Annotated in this window: 15 protein-coding genes; 4 read left to right on the forward strand and 11 right to left on the reverse strand. The window is 38.7% G+C overall.

The annotated features are described in order from the left end of the window. Together VLZ86_RS10165 and rpsO are read right to left on the reverse strand one after the other, a co-directional pair. On the reverse strand, positions 1-2,113 hold a 2,113-nt coding region (locus VLZ86_RS10165), incomplete at its 3' end, for a polyribonucleotide nucleotidyltransferase (RefSeq protein ID WP_325450959.1). Between the two features lie 353 nt (positions 2,114-2,466). After that, positions 2,467-2,736, reverse strand: coding sequence for a 30S ribosomal protein S15 (gene rpsO / locus VLZ86_RS10170; protein ID WP_325450961.1), 270 nt, complete (start codon positions 2,734-2,736; stop codon positions 2,467-2,469). 208 nt (positions 2,737-2,944) lie between these two features. Between rpsO and VLZ86_RS10175 the strand changes: the two genes are divergently transcribed. Next, positions 2,945-4,042, forward strand: coding sequence for a PAS domain S-box protein (locus tag VLZ86_RS10175; protein ID WP_325450963.1), 1,098 nt, complete (start codon positions 2,945-2,947; stop codon positions 4,040-4,042). Positions 4,043-4,119: 77 nt separating this feature from the next. On the opposite strand, the gene accD is transcribed toward VLZ86_RS10175, so the two are convergent. The 3 genes from accD to VLZ86_RS10190 all read right to left on the reverse strand — a co-directional run bounded on the left by accD (position 4,120) and on the right by VLZ86_RS10190 (position 9,248). Then, positions 4,120-4,977 carry an acetyl-CoA carboxylase, carboxyltransferase subunit beta gene (gene accD, locus VLZ86_RS10180; RefSeq protein ID WP_325450965.1) on the reverse strand — a complete coding sequence of 286 codons (858 nt, stop codon included), beginning with the start codon at positions 4,975-4,977 and terminating at the stop codon, positions 4,120-4,122. Between the two features lie 367 nt (positions 4,978-5,344). Then, on the reverse strand, positions 5,345-6,412 hold the full coding sequence (fbaA, locus tag VLZ86_RS10185; RefSeq protein WP_325450967.1) for a class II fructose-bisphosphate aldolase: 1,068 nt from the start codon (positions 6,410-6,412) through the stop codon (positions 5,345-5,347). Positions 6,413-6,623: 211 nt separating this feature from the next. Further along, positions 6,624-9,248, reverse strand: a complete 2,625-nt coding sequence (locus tag VLZ86_RS10190; protein ID WP_325450969.1) for a BamA/TamA family outer membrane protein — start codon at positions 9,246-9,248, stop codon at positions 6,624-6,626. A 27-nt stretch (positions 9,249-9,275) separates the two neighbouring features. Between VLZ86_RS10190 and VLZ86_RS10195 the strand changes: the two genes are divergently transcribed. Further along, entirely contained in the window at positions 9,276-10,001 is a 726-nt protein-coding gene (locus VLZ86_RS10195; protein WP_325450971.1) for an RNA methyltransferase, read from the forward strand. Between the two features lie 98 nt (positions 10,002-10,099). Here the strand turns inward: VLZ86_RS10195 and VLZ86_RS10200 are convergent, their stop codons facing one another. Both VLZ86_RS10200 and ubiE read right to left on the reverse strand, forming a co-directional pair. Next, on the reverse strand, positions 10,100-10,795 hold the full coding sequence (locus tag VLZ86_RS10200) for a porin family protein (protein ID WP_325450973.1): 696 nt from the start codon (positions 10,793-10,795) through the stop codon (positions 10,100-10,102). 32 nt (positions 10,796-10,827) lie between these two features. Then, positions 10,828-11,559, reverse strand: coding sequence for a bifunctional demethylmenaquinone methyltransferase/2-methoxy-6-polyprenyl-1,4-benzoquinol methylase UbiE (gene ubiE / locus VLZ86_RS10205; RefSeq protein ID WP_325450975.1), 732 nt, complete (start codon positions 11,557-11,559; stop codon positions 10,828-10,830). A 210-nt stretch (positions 11,560-11,769) separates the two neighbouring features. Between ubiE and trkA the strand changes: the two genes are divergently transcribed. Next, positions 11,770-13,119, forward strand: a complete 1,350-nt coding sequence (trkA, locus tag VLZ86_RS10210) for a Trk system potassium transporter TrkA (protein WP_325450977.1) — start codon at positions 11,770-11,772, stop codon at positions 13,117-13,119. Between the two features lie 84 nt (positions 13,120-13,203). Further along, positions 13,204-14,697 carry a TrkH family potassium uptake protein gene (locus VLZ86_RS10215; RefSeq protein WP_325450978.1) on the forward strand — a complete coding sequence of 498 codons (1,494 nt, stop codon included), beginning with the start codon at positions 13,204-13,206 and terminating at the stop codon, positions 14,695-14,697. 116 nt (positions 14,698-14,813) lie between these two features. Here VLZ86_RS10215 and VLZ86_RS10220 read toward each other — a convergent pair whose 3' ends face one another. The 4 genes from VLZ86_RS10220 to VLZ86_RS10235 form a co-directional block, all read right to left on the reverse strand. Continuing rightward, positions 14,814-14,987, reverse strand: coding sequence for a hypothetical protein (locus tag VLZ86_RS10220; RefSeq protein ID WP_325450980.1), 174 nt, complete (start codon positions 14,985-14,987; stop codon positions 14,814-14,816). After that, complete coding sequence (locus VLZ86_RS10225; protein ID WP_325450982.1) at positions 14,987-15,160, reverse strand: hypothetical protein; 174 nt, start codon at positions 15,158-15,160, stop codon at positions 14,987-14,989. The genes VLZ86_RS10220 and VLZ86_RS10225 overlap by 1 nt, the downstream gene beginning before the upstream one ends. A 147-nt stretch (positions 15,161-15,307) precedes the next feature. Beyond that, a complete protein-coding gene (locus tag VLZ86_RS10230) occupies positions 15,308-16,843 on the reverse strand; it encodes a RagB/SusD family nutrient uptake outer membrane protein (RefSeq protein ID WP_325450983.1) in 1,536 nt (511 codons plus the stop codon). A gap of 11 nt (positions 16,844-16,854) precedes the next feature. After that, on the reverse strand, positions 16,855-19,457 hold a 2,603-nt coding region (locus tag VLZ86_RS10235), incomplete at its 5' end, for a SusC/RagA family TonB-linked outer membrane protein (RefSeq protein WP_325450985.1).

A 19,457-nucleotide genomic window follows, 5' to 3' on the forward strand; every position in this document is an offset into this window, starting at 1 on the left:
CCAACAACGCCTTACGAGATACTTTTTCTTTACGTGTTTTAGGATCTACTCCAAAGTATTTTACTTCAAAAACATCCCCCATATTGACTACGTCCGTAACATTTTCTGTACGTTCCCAAGCCAATTCACTGACGTGCAATAACACTTCGTTTCCTGGAGCATCTGCATATTCTACAACCGCACCAAAATCAAGCATCTTGATTACTTTTACTAAGTAAGAGCCACCAACGGTTGGTTTGAACAACAACGAATCGATTTTTGTCAATACCGCATCAATACCTTCTTGGTTGGTGCCTAAAATTTCCACAATACCTTCTTCGGTAATAGGATCTTCATTGATAACAATTGTCGTTTTGGTTGCTTTTTGTAGTTCCTGAATCACTTTTCCACCTGGTCCAATCAATGCACCAATGAATTCGTTAGGAATCACACGGGTAATCATTTTTGGAGCATGAGCTTTAACATCAGCATTCGGTTCTGCTATAGTTTCTACCAATTTTTCAAGAATGTGTAAACGGCCTTCACGTGCTTGCTTTAAGGCATTCACTAAAATTTCGTAAGACAATCCTTTAACCTTGATATCCATTTGACAGGCCGTGATACCATCTGCAGTTCCAGTGACTTTGAAGTCCATATCGCCCAAGTGATCTTCATCACCTAAAATATCAGAAAGCACAGCATATTTACCTGATTCTGGATCAGAAATCAAGCCCATAGCAATTCCGGAAACTGGTTTCTTTAACTGAACCCCAGCATCCATCAACGCCATAGTACCAGCACAAACCGTTGCCATAGAAGATGAACCGTTAGACTCCAACACTTCAGATACCACTCTTACTGTGTAAGGACACTCATCAGGTACCATTCCTTTTAAGGCACGCTGTGCCAAGTTTCCATGACCTACTTCACGACGAGACGTTCCACGAATTGGACGTGCCTCACCCGTTGAAAAAGGAGGGAAGTTATAATGTAAATAGAAACGCTCTTCACCTTCAAAAGACGGCATGTCTATTTGGTTGGCTTCTCTGGAAGTTCCTAAAGTAACCGTAGCCAATGCTTGAGTTTCCCCACGCGTAAAAAGTGCAGAACCGTGTGTAGACGGCAAATAATCAACTTCACACCAGATTGGTCTGATCTCATCGGTTTTTCTTCCATCTAAACGCAAGCCTTCATTTAAGGTTAAATCACGAATGGCATCTTTTTCGGCTTTATAATAGTAATTAGATACCATATTACCATAATCTGCTAATTCTTCTTCAGAAAAACTCGCTTTGATCTCTTCTTTAATGGCGTCAAAAGCAGCACTTCTTTCATGTTTTGCTGATCCAGCTTTTGCAATGGCGTACACTTTATCGTAGGCCATATCATGAATTTTCTTTGCTAAATCTTCGTCAGTTCTTTCTGGCTCATATTCGCGCACCGTTTTCTTTCCAAAGGCTTCAGCCAATCTTATTTGTGCCGCACATTGTACTTTAATAGCTTCGTGAGCGAATTTAATGGCTTCTGCCATTTCTTCTTCAGAAATTTCATCCATTTCGCCTTCAACCATCATTACTGAATCTGCTGAAGCCCCAATCATCATGTCAATATCAGATTCTAATAATTGTGCACGGGTTGGGTTAATGATGAATTCACCATTGATACGGCCAACTCTGGCTTCAGAAATGGCACATTCAAAAGGAAAATCTGATAATTGGATTGCTGCAGATGCGGCTAATCCGGCCATAGCGTCTGGCATGACATCGTCGTCATGAGACATCAACTGAATCATCACTTGCGTTTCTGCGTGGTAATCGCTTGGGAATAATGGACGCAATACACGGTCCACTAAACGCATGGTCAATACTTCGCCATCACTTGGTCTTGCTTCTCTTTTAAAGAAACCACCAGGATAACGTCCTGCAGCAGCAAATTTCTCTCTATAGTCTACTGTTAACGGTAAAAAGTCAACATCACTTTGTTTGTAATTGGAAACAACCGTACATAACAGCATACATTTTCCGGATTGAACAACAACCGAACCATGAGCTTGTTTAGCCAATTTTCCGGTTTCGATGGAGATTGTACGTCCATCACCAAGGTCAATGACCTCTTTAAAAACTTTTGGAATCATAAATTTTTTAATTCTAAATTAAACAATGGTCTCCGCCTTACCGGACGGACAGGGTTGCGTTGTTGTTGTTGTTGTTGTTGTGTAGTGTTGTGTGTTGACCAATGAAAAACCTTTAGTCCCGGGCTTGCTCCGGGATCTAGCTTCTTATTCTCGCATTTTTATCGCTTACGATTGCGTTGCGTTTGCTATAGTTATTAGTTGGGCGTTACCCTAAAAAGGGTCGGGCTTTCCGTTACAAGTCCTCGTCACGCCAAAAAAAGGCGTGACTGTGGGCTTTTCACTGCAATCCCTAACGCAAAAAAAAACTAAACGCAAACAAAAAACCACGCTGAAAGGCGTGGTCTTTATAGTGATTATTTTCTTAATCCTAATTCTTTTACGATGGCACGATATCTTAAGATATCTTTTTTGGTTAGATAATCGAGCAATGCACGACGTTTACCAACTAATTTTACCAATGAACGCTCTGTATTGAAATCTTTACGATTTTGTTTTAGGTGTCCTGTTAAGTGATTGATTCTGTATGTAAACAAAGCAATTTGCCCTTCTGCAGAACCTGTGTCTTTTGCACCTTTACCGTGTTTTGTAAAGATGGCTTCTTTTTCTTTTTGATCTAGATACATGCTAATATTATTGTAAATGATTGTTATGTACGAGACTCGGTTTTCGAATCACGGTGCAAAGATAGGGATAATATTAACATGAATTATGCTGCTGAGAAAAAATAATTTTGGGTTGTTTCGTTGCAAATTGAGTATAAATATTTGTTAACGGGTCAATTTTATGGACTCTTCTCAGCTATTTTTGATATTTCAACGTTACTTTAATAGGATGCCAACACATTTAGTCAATATAAAGGATAAGCTTTTTGAAAATATATTCGAAAACGCTCCCAACGGAATCGCCATTGTAGGGTTAGATTACAGATGGGTTAAGGTCAATCGTAGCTTGATAGAACTTTTAGGATATTCGGAAACTGAGTTCTACAGTATGAAATTTCCAGACATCACCCATAAAGATGATGTGGATGGTGATATTGAGCAACTTAATAAACTGTTGAATCGCGACATAGAGAGTTATCAAATTGAAAAACGCTATTTCCATAAAAACGGAAATGTTGTGTGGACCTTGTTATCTGTTTCCATGGAACGCCATACCGATGGAAGTCCGCTTTATTTCATTTCGCAGGTGGTGGACATCACTAAGCAAAAGGAGATCCTTTGGGAAATGAATTCCATTAAAGAAATCGCGAAAAACCAAAATGATAAGCTGTTGAATTTTGCCCATATTGCGACACATGATATTCGAAGCCATATTGGTAACCTGGGTATGATTACGGACTTTATGGAGGAAGAGACCGAAGGTATCAAGGATGACGAAAATTTTAAGATGCTTAAAGAATCGTTGTCCCAGCTAGAAATCACCATTTCCAATCTTAATGAGGTTAGGCGGGATGATTTTTCCCTGCATGGAAATTTGGCGCCGAAAAACTTAAGGGTTTTTGTAGAGAACGCCATCTATAATATGAACGCCATTGCTAAGAACGAACACTGTAAGATTATCAATGAGGTTGATGATACCGTCAGGGTGTTGGGTGTTTCTGTCTATTTAGATAGTATTATTCTTAATTTTTTGACCAATGCTATCAAATACAGGTCAAAAGACCGAAACTCCTTTGTGAGATTCCGAACATCAATTCAAGACGATTTTGTCATCTTAGAGATCCAAGACAATGGGCTGGGTATCGATTTGGAGGCGCATAGGAATGATTTATTTCAATTTAGAAAAACATTCCATCAATTGGAAGATTCAAGAGGTGTAGGGCTATTTATCACTAGAAACCATGTTGAAAGAATGGGGGGAAGAATAGAGGTTGAAAGCGAAGTAAATGTTGGCACCACCTTTAGGGTGTATTTCCAAAAGGCTTAAGTGGGTGAAGTAATAAAAAATGCCACGAATGCCTCATAGTTAAATCCCTATCTGTGCACTCGTGGCAAACTTATTTTTTACACCCTAAGTGGTTGATTGGTGATCAAATCAATATAAAGGTTGATTTTATTCTTTAAATCTTTTCGTTCTGTAATGAAATCCAAGAAGCCGTGTTCCAATAGAAATTCGGCAGTTTGGAAATTTTCAGGTAATTCTTGTCCTGTCGTATCTCTCACTACACGCGGTCCTGCAAACCCAATCAAAGCACCAGGCTCACTGATGTTGATATCGCCCAACATGGCAAAAGAGGCCGTTGTGCCACCCGTGGTTGGATCTGTACACAAGGAAATATAAGGGATGCTGGCATCGGCCAGCTGTGCCAATTTAGCTGCTGTTTTTGCTAATTGCATTAACGATAATGCAGCCTCTTGCATGCGTGCGCCACCCGATTTTGAAATGATGACAAACGGCAGTTTTTTCTTTAAGGCATAATCACCCGCACGTGCAATCTTTTCGCCTACCACACTGCCCATAGAGCCGCCGATAAAAGCAAAATCCATACACGCCACCACAATGTTTTTTCCTTTAGATTTTCCTACAGCACAGCGTACGGCATCTTTAAGTTTTGTTTTTTCTTCAGCAGCTTTTAAACGGTCCGGATAGGTTTTGGTGTCCACAAATTTCAAGGGGTCTTTGGAAGACAAATTTGCGTCCAATTCCTTGAATTTATTATCATCAAAGAGAATCTGAAAATACTCCTTGCTGCCAATTCTTACGTGGTATCCATCTTCAGGGCTGACAAAAAAGTTTTTTTCAAGCTCTTCAGTATCTATAATCTTACCCGTTGGAGATTTGTACCACAAGCCTTTTGGCGTGTCTTTCTTCTCCTCCGTAGTAGTGGTGATTCCTTTTGTTTTTCTTTTAAACCAAGACATATATATTGATTTACAATTTTAGATTTACGATTGTCGATTTTTGAGTTTCAAAACAGCAATCGGTAGTTAGTATTATTGGGGCAAAGTTATAATGTATTTACGTCAATTAAATCTTCAAAGCCCTATTCCTGCACAGGCAGGAATCTGATAATTAAAAATCACTTTTATAGTTGTTTCAAGTTGTCAGGAAAAATTGTCCCAACACTTGTCCGCAAATTTACAAGTTATTTACGTTATATAAATCTTCAAAGGCTTTTTTTAATCTTTCCACATATATTCCTGTGCAGACAGCAATCTTATAATTAAAAATCACCTTTATAGTTGTTTCAAATTGTCGGGAAAAATGGCCCAACACCTGTCCGCAAATCTATAAGGTATTTACGTTATTTAAATCTTCGAAAGCCTTTTTTAATCTTTCCACAAAAGTTTCTTCACCTTTTCTGAGCCATACCCGTGGGTCATAATACTTTTTGTTTGGTGAATCCTCTCCGTCAGGACTTCCAATTTGAGATTGTAAATAGGCCTCATTTTGTTTGAAGTAATCACGAATTCCCCCCATAAATGCATATTGCATATCGGTGTCGATATTCATTTTTATCACACCATAACCAATAGCTTCCCTAATTTCTTCAACACTTGATCCTGATCCGCCGTGGAATACAAAATCGATATGATTATGGGGTAGATTATGTTTTTTGGATAAAAATTCCTGAGAGTTCTTCAGGATTTTAGGAGTTAACTTCACGTTTCCAGGTTTATAAACCCCATGCACGTTGCCAAAGGCTGCGGCAATTGTAAACTGATCACTTACTTTACTTAATTCTTCATAGGCATAAGCTACTTCTTCAGGTTGTGTATATAATTTAGAATCATCCACATCGGTATTGTCCACACCATCTTCCTCGCCACCGGTAATGCCCAACTCAATTTCTAAGGTCATTCCTATTTTGCTCATACGTTTCAAATAGTCCTTACAAATTTGGATGTTTTCTTCAAGAGGTTCTTCAGAAAGATCAATCATATGTGAACTGTAAAGCGGTTTGCCAGTTTCCTCAAAATGTTTTTCGCTGGCATCTAATAGGCCATCAATCCAAGGAAGTAGTTTTTTCGCGCAGTGGTCGGTATGTAAAATTACAGGAACACCATACGCTTCAGCCATAAGATGTACGTGTTTTGCGCCTGCAATGGCACCTGCAATAGCAGCTTTTTGTCCGTCATTACTTAATCCTTTCCCTGCATTGAAAATAGCACCACCATTAGAAAACTGAATGATGACTGGTGCGTTAAGTTTTGCTGCAGTTTCCAATACCCCATTGATTGTATTAGATCCAATAACGTTGACTGCAGGTAACGCGAAGTTTTTTTCTTTTGCGAGTTTAAAAATGGCCTGTACCTCTTTGCCGGTAGCAACGCCTGGTTTTATGTTGTGACTCATAATGATTTTTGTTGTTATAATTAATTTCAAAAATAATGAAATTAAAGTAAAATCAAGGTTTTGCTCCTATTGTTTTTGTGTACAGAGGTTGTGCTAACGGCTATAACCTTGTAGTGTGAACGGCATTCTTGAATATCCCGATGAAATTGTAACGGTCTTTGGGAATAGGTCTTTTTTTTAGGATGCTAAAAAAACCGATAGCATGTTGGTCTTAAAATGGGTAGTTAATACCAATATTATAAACGGCATTTCCAAAGTTGTAATCCTTAAACCAGCGGTCTCCTAAGTTATAGGACGGGTCATAAGTTTTAAAGCCAACATCCAAACGAAGTACAAAAAAGCTAAAATCATAACGCAAACCTAAACCTGAGCCAACGGCGATATCTTTTAAAGAGCTGAAACTGTCAAAGGTTTGAGCGGGGTCAGTGACATTATCAAATACATTCCAGATGTTTCCGGCATCCACAAAAAAGGCACCGTATACCGATCCGAAAAGGTTGAAGCGTTGTTCCACACTAAAATGAAGTTTGAAATTGGCTTCGTTGAACTCGTTCGTTGATTTGGTACTTCCAGGACCGAGGTTGTATGCTGTCCAAGCGCGATTGTCATTTGGTCCGCCTCCAAAGAAACTCTTGGAAAACGGGATATTATCTGAATTGCCATACGGCACTGCAATCCCTACATAACTACGAACCGCAAAAACGCTCTTTTTTCCTAAATCCCAATATTTGACATAATCCACTTCGGCCTTGGAATATTGTGAGAAAGCCACCCCGAAAATATCATAACGACCGTTATCATTTTTTTTCGCGTTCGTTAGATTGGAAAGGCTGGCCAGAATATTTCCTGCGAATTCCAGCCTAACTCTTATGGTTGAAAAATCATTGTCAAAAATATTCTCCCGTCGGGTCTTTACATAATTGAAACTAGAGGAGATGATGAGGTTGTTTTCTGTCAATCTCGTTTTGCGCTGATCAATATTACTGACATTCTGATAATTTGGATCTGTTGGCGTTAGCGATGTATTGTTACTTAAAACATCAGATATAAATTGATCAGCACCAGCGGGAATCGATAAATTCTCGGTGTTGTCTATATAGTTAATGTTTCTGGCGATGCTATTAAGACTATTATATGAATTCTCGTACACCCCAAAATAATTATCGGCATTCAAGTTTTTTACATATTGTGCGTTAAAGAGATCAAGCGTATTGGTCACTTTTTTGTTGGGATACCAGTTGTAGCCCAAGTTCCCCGTAAAGGTTTGCTTATCCAGGCCGATGTTGCGCTGACTTGTAGCGGCAGCACTAATTCTCGTGCTAGGCGACATGTATTTTGGAATGACCTTATCCGTGTTTAATGGGAAAAATAAACGTGGAATGGTGAGTTTGACTGTAGATCCCACTTCGGTGATGTCAAAAAAGACATCCTTTTTGATTCCTGAATCTTTTGAAGAACCGATAGCTGCCAGTCCAGAGACTTCCAGGGTTTCGGCACCCCTAAATACATTCCTGATCAGGAGTCCGCCACTGAATCCAAGTCCAATGGTCTGGATGTTACTTTGTGAGATTTCCGTGTTGAAATTCAGTCCAAATTTTTTCTTCGGAATCAAATAAATATTAGTGGTCAAGGTGGTGTCTTCAACATTTTCTACATATTCGATATTTGGATATTTAAAAGTTTGCAATTCACTCAAATACCGATAGGTGCGCGTGCGGTTGAGGTCTTTGAAAATATCTCCTTTGGTAATAAATATCGCGTCTGTTAACGCCTTAGCTCTGTATTTTGATTTTCCGTAGCTGTAAATATTAAACCCTTTATAATTAATGGTGTCGGTCGGCTTTTGGGCGATATTTTGATACGTGTCGTCCGTAAAAATATTCACGTCTCTAATGGTGTAAATCTTAAAGGGCGTTACCAGAACGGAATCGTCATATCTGATCATCCTGTTTTGGATAATTAAATCGGTATTTACTTTTTTGTTGGTGCCAATGGTATCAATTTCAAAAGTGATATAGTCCTGGGCGAAATGATAGAGTCCTGAGTTTCGTAATTCTGTGGTTAAGCGTTCGCGCTCATTGGTCAGGTTGGCTTCCTTAAATTGTTCGCCTTTAACCAGCAGCGAGTTATTTTTAAGGCTTTTATACAAGGTGTCGATAACGGGAGATGCGATCCGGGTGCTTATGGAATCCATGAAATAAGGAGCGCCGGTGTTTATATAATAGCTCATTTTTGCCCGTTTTGTATCAACGGTGTCTATTTTATAGGACGCAGAGGCATTGAACCAGCCATGTTTATAGTAGTAGGTTTTAAGATTGGTTGCCGATTTTTCAGTCTTTAAGGAATTGATAACCACCGGAGGTTCCCCCGTTTTTTTTAGCCAAGTATTGAAGTTCTTTCTTGAGCTGATGATCGCTTCATATTGTTTTAATGAAATGAAATTCTTGAGACCTGTTTTTGGGTCTTCGGGATTTCGATATTTGGCGACCAAGATAGAATCAATGTTTGGTCGTGCCAGATTGTAAATATGCAACCGTATTGGGATGCCAAACAACGGAAACTTCCCGTTTGGTTTTTGAAACAATAAATTGTTAAGGGCATCGGTATTGTTCTTTTTGCCATTGACGTAAACGGTATTGTCCATGAGCAAATGTTCATCCTTCGCAACACGTTTTACAGCATTACAAGAGGATAGCAATACGAATATTGCCAGAATAAGTGATATTTTTGCTACCTTAACTTTCAAGAGGATATTGACATAAGTATTGATGGGCTCAAATTTACTGTTTTTATGGGTGGTAAAACAATCATTAAAAAAATCGTTGATAGGAATCAATAACGTAACAAAAGTAAATACATTTTAATGTTAACAAGGAATGAAATTAAATTAATTGCAAGCTTAGGCCAAAAGAAACAGCGCTTAAAACATCGGTTATTTACGGTAGAAGGGAAAAAGACTGTTGCTGAGTTTTTAAAATCACATTTTAAACTCCATCATCTATACGCAATTAGTGATGATTATAATTGTCCCCACGAAAAATTCAGCCTTGTTACGGAAGCGGAACTCAAAAAAATAAGTGCCCTGACCACGCCGCAACAGGTAGTGGCTGTTTTTGAAATTCCACTTGCAGGAAACGTTGTCGATGATAAATTGATTCTCGCTTTGGATGCCGTACGCGATCCTGGCAATTTAGGGACCATTATCAGACTGTGTGATTGGTTTGGCATTGCGCATTTGGTGTGCAGTGAAACTACGGTAGATTGCTACAACCCAAAGGTTGTTCAGGCTACCATGGGATCTTTGACTCGAGTGAACGTCAGTTATCTGGATTTGGAAGCGTTTTTAAAAACTACAACGGTTCAAAAATTCGGCGCCTTTATGGATGGGGAAAACATTTATGATAGTATGCTGCCAAAAGAGGGTGTTTTGATAATGGGCAATGAGGCCAACGGCATCTCTACTGAAATTGAAGCACTAATTGAAAACAGGCTTGGCATTCCGCATTTTAGCACCCATCAAGAGACGGAAAGTTTGAACGTAGCCACGGCGACTGCTATTTTATTGAGTGAGTTTAAGAGGCGGCATTAGGCATTAGGAATGAGGCCTAGGGTATTAGGCATTAGGGATTAGTGGAGTGATATCATAATGAAAATCAGTTAGATATCTGCAAAATCTGCGTGAAACTTTTATTGAAACGTGAAGTTCACAAAAACGCCACGGGTTTTCATGGAGGCGATGTTATCGGTCCAAGGGCTATTTGGTTCGCGATCTCTAACCAATTCATCATTAATGGCGAAAACACCTCTTATAGATGGGGTAAACTTAAACCACTCCAAATAAAAGTCAATTCCAAAACCAACTTCATAAAAGAGCATACTTTTTTGGGTACGGAACTTACCGGCGCGATTGTCATCACCATCTTGGTTACTGGACAAGTTTAAAGCGGTAGAAAAACCACCGACAACAAAAGGTTTGAAATTATTGATGCGTTTTGTACTGGCCTTTAATAGTAGAGGGAAATGGATATATGTAGAATTCACTTCGCGCAGTAAATCTGAAGGATTGGTAGTGGCAAAATCGTATTGTAGATTTCTTTTCGAAATATATAAACCTGGTTCAAGACGTAAATTAAAATAATCGTTGATGCGCAAATCTCCAACTAAACCCACGTTAAATCCCACACTTGTTTCTACCAGGATATCTTTGAGGTCCCTTTCATATTCAAACTTAAAATCATAACTGTTAAAGCCTAAAAAATAGCCCCAGGTCAATCGGTCCTTATCAAAATTCTCTTGGTTTTTAACTCTCTCCTTTGTGAATAATTGTGCTGATGCCGAATTACAGATCAGTAAAAATAGAATGATGATGCCAGTTCTTTTCATTGTATTGAGGTTCTAGGTCAATTAAATTGGGGTTATTGCTTGGTTGCCGTATAAATGGTAGCTACGCCAAAAGTTTGAGGCAAATCCTTAACATTAGTAAACCCAATTTGTCTTAAAATATTGTTTAAGGCTTCACCATAAGGAAAAACAGATGCCGATTCACTTAAATAAGAATAAGCTACCCGGTCTTTTGAAAATACTTTTCCAATGGTTGGTAAAATATATTTAGAATAGAATTTATAACCTTGTTTGAACGGCGTTTTGATTGGGACAGAAGTTTCTAAAATCACAAAAGTTCCGTTGGGTTTTAAAACACGTAAAATTTCGGATAGTCCTTTCTCTAATTCTTCAAAATTCCGAACTCCAAAAGCGACGGTAATCGCATCAAAACTGTTGTCCTCAAAAGGGAGGTTTTCAGAATCGCCCAGCGTCATTTTTATCTTGTTGTCTAATTTCTTATCGGCAATCTTTTTCCTTCCTACTTCAAGCATGCCATCACTTATGTCCAGGCCGATGATTTCCTGTGCCTCTGTTTCTGCAAGGTTAATGGCTAGATCTCCAGTTCCAGTGGCAATGTCAAGGATGCGCTTAGGATGGGTTTTTGCAATGATAGCCACTACTTTTTTTCGCCATTTAACGTCAATTCCAAATGAGATGACGCGGTTGAGGCCATCGTATTCCTTAGAGATAGTGTCAAACATTTTGGTCACTTGTTCCTTCTTGTTCAACTGACTATCCTTGTATGGTTTTACTTTTTCTGACATTGCAATATTTTTGGCAAAACTACATATTTTTTCAATGGAAATTTGTCAATGTGACATGAAAAGCTAAAAAATAATAGGGATTCTCAATGCTGTAAGTTGTCGCTAAATGGTTTATTTTGAATTAAAAGAAAACTATTATATCCTTTCTAAATTAAAAAGGACACTTTTAAATATCTTATATTTGTATCTCTTTTTGAATAGCTGTATTAAATGAAAATAATCATTTCGGGTGCTGGTGAAGTTGGATTTCATTTGGCAAAATTACTATCCTATGAATCCCAAGAGATCACTTTAATAGATACAAAAAAGGAAAGTTTGGTGTATGCCATTGACCATTTGGATATCAGGGTGATCAAAGGCGACACCACGTCTATTGCCGTACTAAAGGATGCCAGAGTCGAAAATTCCGATCTGTTTATTGCCGTAACCTCTTCAGAAACCACCAATATTACCGCATGCGTCCTAGCCAAGGAACTTGGAGCCAGACGGACCATAGCACGAATTTCCAATACAGAATTTATAGATCAGAAAGACGATTTCGGTTTCTCAAAATTTGGGATTGATGAGTTGATTTCGCCGGAGTCCTTAGCGGCTGGAGAAATAGAGTTGCTTTTAAACCAATATGGTTTTGATGATGGGTATGAGTTTGAGCAAGGCGCTTTGACCATGTTGAGCTTGAGATTGTCCAAAACCGCAGCTTTTGTGGGTAAGACGGTTCAGGAAGCTGCCGAAGTTTTTCCTCAGCTTCATTTTGTGCCAATCGCGATACAAAGGTTTGGAACGCAATACACTATTATCCCTCGAGGCGATACCGAATTTAAGGAAGGCGATAAGGTAATTTTTGTGACTTCAAAAGGTGGGAGCGAGGAGCTGTTCAAACTCTCAGGTAAAATGAGGTTAGATGTGAAGAATGTCATGATTCTTGGAGGCAGTAAAATTGGCCATAAAACCGCGAAAGATTTGAGTGCTACCAATTTTAATGTCAAGTTGATTGAAAGTGATAAGGATGTGGCCTTTGAGTTGGCTGATGATATGCCCAATGTATTAATCATCAACGGCGATGGACGCAACGTGGACCTTTTGGAGGAGGAAAGTATTGGCAATATGGATGCTTTTATTGCGGTAACCGGAGATTCAGAAACCAATATCATGTCCTGCTTGGTTGCGAAATCCAAAGGGGTTAAAAAAACCATTGCTTTAGTAGAAAACATGGATTATTATCAGATTTCCGAATCTATTGGAATTGATACCTTGATCAATAAAAAACTTTTGGCGGCCAATAATATTTTTAGGTACATCCGTAAAGGTGAAGTGGTAGCAATGACCAAGCTCAATAATATGAATGCCGAGCTGCTCGAATTTGTGGTTAAAAGCCGATCTAAAATCACAGAAAAAATGATCAAGGATCTGGACTTTCCGCGTTCTGCGATTATCGGTGGCATCATAAGAGATGGTAAAGGCATTATCCCATTAGGAGATTTTAAAGTTAAGGGTGGAGATAGAGTAGTGGTTTGTTGTTTGCCCAAAGCGATCACTGAAGTTGAGAAATTATTCTTTTAAAAGATAAAATGTTCTAAGATAATGGTGACTTATTATAGAGCATTATAAAAACAGCTTTGAATTCCTCTGAATTTGTAAAATGCTATGAAAATCAACTACCAAATCGTCTTTTATTTTTTTGGATTGTTATTGTTGTTCAATGGCGGGTTTATGCTATTGGCAACATTGATCAGTCTTATATACGATGATGGGGTCACGATCAAACTTCTTATTTCTGCACTTGCGGTGTTGTTAATTGGTGTTTTTTTAATGATGTACACCAAAAAGCACAGCAAGGAAATGAACAAGCGGGAAGGCTATATGGTGGTCACCTTTGGATGGGTTGTCATGGCCATTTCGGGCGCTTTGCCTTATATGGTCACGGAAGTCCTCCCGAGTTTCACAAATGCTTTTTTTGAGACCATGTCCGGATATACCACAACCGGAGCTACCATTATTAATGACATTGAAGCAGTTCCAAAAGGGGTTTTATTTTGGAGGAGCACAACACACTGGATTGGCGGGATGGGTATTATTGTTTTGGCAATTGCCATCTTGCCCCTATTGGGCATTGGCGGAATGCAGTTGTTTGCCGCAGAGGCGCCAGGACCGAGTGCTGATAAATTACATCCTCGAATTACCGATACTGCAAAACGATTATGGTTAATTTATTTCGGTTACACCGCAGCAGAGACCTTATTGTTAAAAGCGGCCGGGATGTCTTTTTTTGACGCTATCAATCACGCCATGAGCACGTTGTCTACAGGCGGTTTTTCAACAAAAAATGCGAGTGTTGCGTTTTGGAACGACAAACCAATCATCCAATATATTATTATCGCTTTCATGTTTTTGGCGGGAACCAATTTTGTTTTGAGTTATTATGCCTTTAAAGGAAAAGTTCAAAAAGCGTTACGAGATGAAGAGCTCCGTTGGTATTTTAGGTTTATTGCTTCTTTTACGATTATAGCGGCACTGATCATTTATTTTAGAGCCGATTTGTCGCTTTCTACAATTGAGCATCCAATGGTTTGGGGGAAAGCTGAAAGTTCTTTTAGACATGCCTTATTTCAAGTAGTTACCGTAATTACCACAACGGGTTTCATTACAGCTGATTATACCTTATGGACACCATTTTTGATGATATTATTTTTTGGGATCATGTTTTTGGGAGGTTCTGCGGGAAGTACTTCTGGAGGTGTGAAAGTGATGCGCCATCTCATCTTGATTAAAAACGGATTTCTGGAATTTAAGCGGGCGATACATCCTAATGCCGTTTTACCAGTGCGCTATAATTCAAAAGCTATAACGGGCCAAGTGGTGTACAACATTCTCGGATTTTTTATTTTATATATGATTTCCTTTATAGTTGGCGCCTTGGTTTTTTCGATGTTCGAGATTGATTTTAGGTCGGCTATTGGGTTATCTGCCTCAAGTTTAGGTAATATAGGTCCTGCTTTGGGTGATTTTGGTCCGGTGAATAATTATGCGGCATTACCTCCATTAGCGCAATGGTGGGCTTCATTTTTGATGCTCATTGGCCGTTTGGAACTGTTTACCGTGCTTATTTTATTGACGCCTTTCTTTTGGAGAAATCGCTAAATCTGGAATGTTGTAAATTAATCCGAATTAACTCTTGCGCCATTTTTACAGTACACAACCCATTAATCTCATAATCTTACATCCGGACTTTTCAACACCATAACTCAAAATGTTGTTTAGACGCTTGCTGAGGTGCTTTCAAACTTTTTCTGTGGGTAACTCCTATCGGTGATAATTGGTATGAGAAGGCTGTTTTCCGGTCCGTTCGCTACTTTTCCTGGGATACCATCAATTGGATGTAAATCATCTCCTTGTAATCTGTGAATATCAGACCAACGTCTATCTTCCATTACTCAATTCTGCGTTCTTTTATAAGAGCGGCTACCATTGCTGCAGGTGTTGTAAATGATGCTGAGGTATAAGCTTGGGTAGCTGGAATAGCTAAAGCTCTGTTTCGATGGTTTAATATTTCTAAAGATGGAGGCAAGTTTGGTGTTGCTATTCTAGTTTTAGTGCCAACCATCTTTAAATATAAACAGTAGAAAGAAAAAATCCTAAGTCAACTATAATAAAAAAGGAGCTAAGAAAATGTTTTTCTTAACTCCTTTTTGTACTTAGTTATTCTTGATCGTGAATAATTTTAACTACTTATATTTAACCGGAATTCAGGTTAATCAATCAAGTCGTTATTATCCGTTTCTCTCTGTGGCGTTTTCCAGGTCCATTTATTTTTTTCGTCAGGTCCAATAGTTACAGCTAGAGATGGCAAGAAGTTCCCTCCATCGTCTACTCCATGTCTTACGATAGGATCATTCCAACGCTTATAGTCAAACCAGTCAAAACCTTCTCCCCATAATTCTATAGCACGGTATTTTTTGATCTCCTTTAACAGATCATCTCCCGTAGCAGTGACCGTATAGTTTGGATCTCTACCCGAACTTGCCGTCAATTCTTCCAGAAGCTCAGCAATTCTTGGGTCTTGGGAATTTATAAAATATCTCGCTTCCGCTTCGATTAGGTACATCTCTGATGAACGGAAGTGATTTAGATTTCCTACCCCCGGCATATCATTGGCATCAACCTTAAATTGCATATGTGCAAATATAGTGGCGTTACTTTGAAGGGCTGGATAGCGGCTACGAGCGTTGCTGATTAAGTCAGCACCTGCGGCACCAGTGGCAGCATTATAGGAAAATCCTTCAGGATTAAGAAATAAATCCTTACGGATATCTGTGTCTGGAATTTGATCATACAACTCTTTGCTTATGCGTTTTGGATAGGTTCTAACCGCACTGGCAGAAGAGTTATAGGCCATATAGGCAAAGTATGAATAGAAATATAAAGTTTCGTCCAAAGCTCCATAACTACTCCAAATCCATTCTTTATTAGGATTTGAAAAACCTGCTTTATATTCTGCTACGCTCATTAAGGCGTGATTTGCTCTAGCCGCTTCGGCATGGGTCATCGCTTTTGGATAATCTTCCCTAGTTATTGCAGCACGGGCATAAACGGCATGGGTAACATTCTTGTCGATTTCAAAATTGGTGCCTGCAGGACGGGTGTAGCCTGAAGCTTCAAATAATGAGAGTGCAAGATCTAAATCTGCATAAATCTGAGCATAAACTTCTCCCAAAGATGAAAGAGGCATAGAGTCATTTGTAGGTTCCAAACGAAGAACAAGTGCTTTAGTTGCGCCATTATTTGAGTCGCTCCAACGATTACCGTAAATTTGAGATAACATGGTATAGCTGTAAGCTCTATAAGTAAGTGCTTGGGCTTTTATATAATCTCTTTCGGTTTGCGGGCCTGAAGCACCATTTATATTATGAATAATTTCATTGGCATTGGCGATCAATTTATAGTAATAATGCCATGGATAGTAATTATAGATGCTAGTCACGTTCTCATGGAAATCACTATTAATTATAGAAGCCCAACCTGGAAGAGCTACCACAAAATCATTACCAGGGTAATTCCCATAGTACATTTTAATAGTTCCTTCCCCATTAAACCCTTGTGAGCCTAAATGTTGATTGGTCATAATTCTCGCAATACCATTGATAGCGAGTTTTGCATTTGCTGTCGATTCAAAGACTGTTTCAACACCGGTAGAATCCGTTGGTGCAGTCTCCAGGAAATCATCACTACATGATGTTAATAACAATACTCCTGATAAGGTGATATATTTTAATATATTAAGTTTCATAAATGTATTTTTTATAGTCCAACATTAACTCCAAAAGTGAATATTCTCGGCGTAACAAAAGCGTTCACGCTACTTCCGGCAAACGATTGTTGTGGGTTCATCCCTTTCAGTTTTGTGAAGGTTGCTAAGTTTTCTACTCCTGCAGAGAAATTCATTGATTTCAAATTCATCCTCTCTACAATTCTTCCTGAAAGTTTATAGTTTAAATTAATGTTTTTGATCACCAAGTAGGAACCGTCCTGTAAGAATCTATTTGAAGTGGCATTATTATATGAACTTCTTGAAAAGTCAACTACTGGGGTTCCTTTAGGGTCAATTCTATTGGCAGAAGTCTCTGTCATACCCTCTGGTATACCATCCCAAGATTGCAGAATGTCAACATGCAATGCACTTGGTGCGCCAGATATAGCCATTAAAGAAGAGTAAGAGCTATCATAAGTCTTGCCACCTAAACTATAGGTAAACAATCCACTTAAAGTAAAGTTATTCCATCCTATTTCCGTATTGAAACTTCCATAGACATCAGGAATTGCGCTACCAGACCAATCTCTTCTACCATAGGTGGTATTAGTGGTATAGTATTCTCCATTTATTTGGGTTAAGAAATTATCCGGAACTGGATCCGCATCAGGATTAGAGCCATTTACATTATAGATCTCTGAATCCACTTCATAGAGCGCATTTCCGGTCATTTGATCCACACCCACAAATTGATAGGTAAAGAAATCGTAGATACTACGGCCTTCAATACGCTTAAAAGTACCACTGATCAATCCATTCTCACGATTCTCTTCTGGTAATCTTACAATCTTATTTTTCATAAAAGTGGCATTTGCACCTACTTTCCAGCGCCATTCTTGGTTACGGATGATATCTACGTCTAAGGTAAGCTCCAAACCACTATTAGAGATGGTTCCAATATTTTTGGTGATGGTAGATGTGGCAGATCCTGTGGATGTAGAACCTGAAGATAGTGGAAGATTAATGTCAAATAATAAGTTATCTGAACGTTTGTCAAAATATTCAATGATAAAGTTCATTCTATCAAATGCACGCCCTTCCAGCGCAGCGCCAATAGAAGATGAGGTTTCCCACATAAGATCTTCTGCTCCATTTTGCTCCTTGTAAAGTGCGGCTAAATTTGCGTTTTGTGCGATTGTATAGAGTGCATGATATGCGTAATTCCCTGCGCCCATATCGCTTCCTACTTGACCATAAGAGGCTCTAAGTTTAAGATCATCCAGAGATTCTACGTTAAAGAAATCTTCTTTTGAAATAATCCAGCTACCTCCTACAGACCAGAAGTTACCCCAGCGTTTTTGTTTGGAAAATTTTGAAGAACCATCACGTCTAAACGACGCTTCTGCGAAATATTTATTTTGAAAGTTATATTTAGCTCTACTAAAATAACCTTCTGTAGTGTAAGTTACGCCGTAATCATATAAGTTGGTGATTTCCGTGAAATTGATTAAATCCTCTTTTCCAGCAAAGGTTTCGGTGGTTTTATACCCATACAAATAGTTGTAATTATCATAGAAACTTTCGTGGCCAGCAATGGCCTCAATATTGTGATCCCCAAAACTTCTGCCCCAATTCAATATTTGTTGAGCCGTATAGTTTTTATATCTATAGATACTTCTTGAGGCTCTACCTCCATTTCCTGCACCATCACCAATAATAGCATTGTTATAGCTTTGGTTTTCGGAATTTCTTACGTTCAAATCCCCACGAATTGTAAAAGTAAAGTCATTTAAAAAATTAAAATCAGCAAATACTTGTCCATGGAGTGTGTTTCTGTAACCAGTTTGGCTGTTCAATTCATTCTCCCACACCGTATGCCTTCCAACATATTGACCTCTTGTGTTTTCTCCTCCATCATATAATTTGTTGCCTTGTTCATCTAAAATATACTCTCCCGTAAGTGGATCGTGTAAATGCACAGGGTATATTGGTGCAATATTTCTTGCGTACATAAATGGATTTACAAATGAATTGGAACTGCTGGTTGTAGCGGAGAGAGAATTGGATTTTTGATGGGATCCATCTAAACTTAAACCGTATTTCAACCAGTCGTTTGCTCTATAATCGGCATTCATTCTCGCAGTGAAGCGATTGAAATCTGATTTTTGAATGTAGCCATCTTCACTCAAGTATCCGGCAGAATAATAGATGCCGCCTTTATCGTTAGAATTTCTGGCATTGACATTATATTCTTGACGGTATCCCACACGTTCAATTCCATCATACCAGTTTAAATCTTCTGCGTAGCCTGGAAGTATCTGAGCATTGGGGTTTAATTTACCATCTGCAGTATACAACTGGTCTTTAGGGACGTTATAGATGTTCAGTTTTAAGCTCTCATCAAAAAGATTAGCGGAAGCTAAAGCGTTGGCTTCTGAGACCGTTAAAGCTGGTCTATCAGTTAAAAGTGCATTTCTGTAGCCTTTCCACATAGTTTCCATGAAATCATTTGGACCTAATCGATCATACTCAGCAATTCCACGATTAAAGAAGCCTTGCTTTACAGATAGATTCATGTGTCCACCACCTTTTCCTTTTTTGGTTTGGATCATGACTACCCCGTTAGAAGCACGGTTTCCATATAATGTTGAAG

The organism is Gelidibacter sp., from assembly GCF_035515035.1.
Lineage (GTDB): Bacteria > Bacteroidota > Bacteroidia > Flavobacteriales > Flavobacteriaceae > Gelidibacter.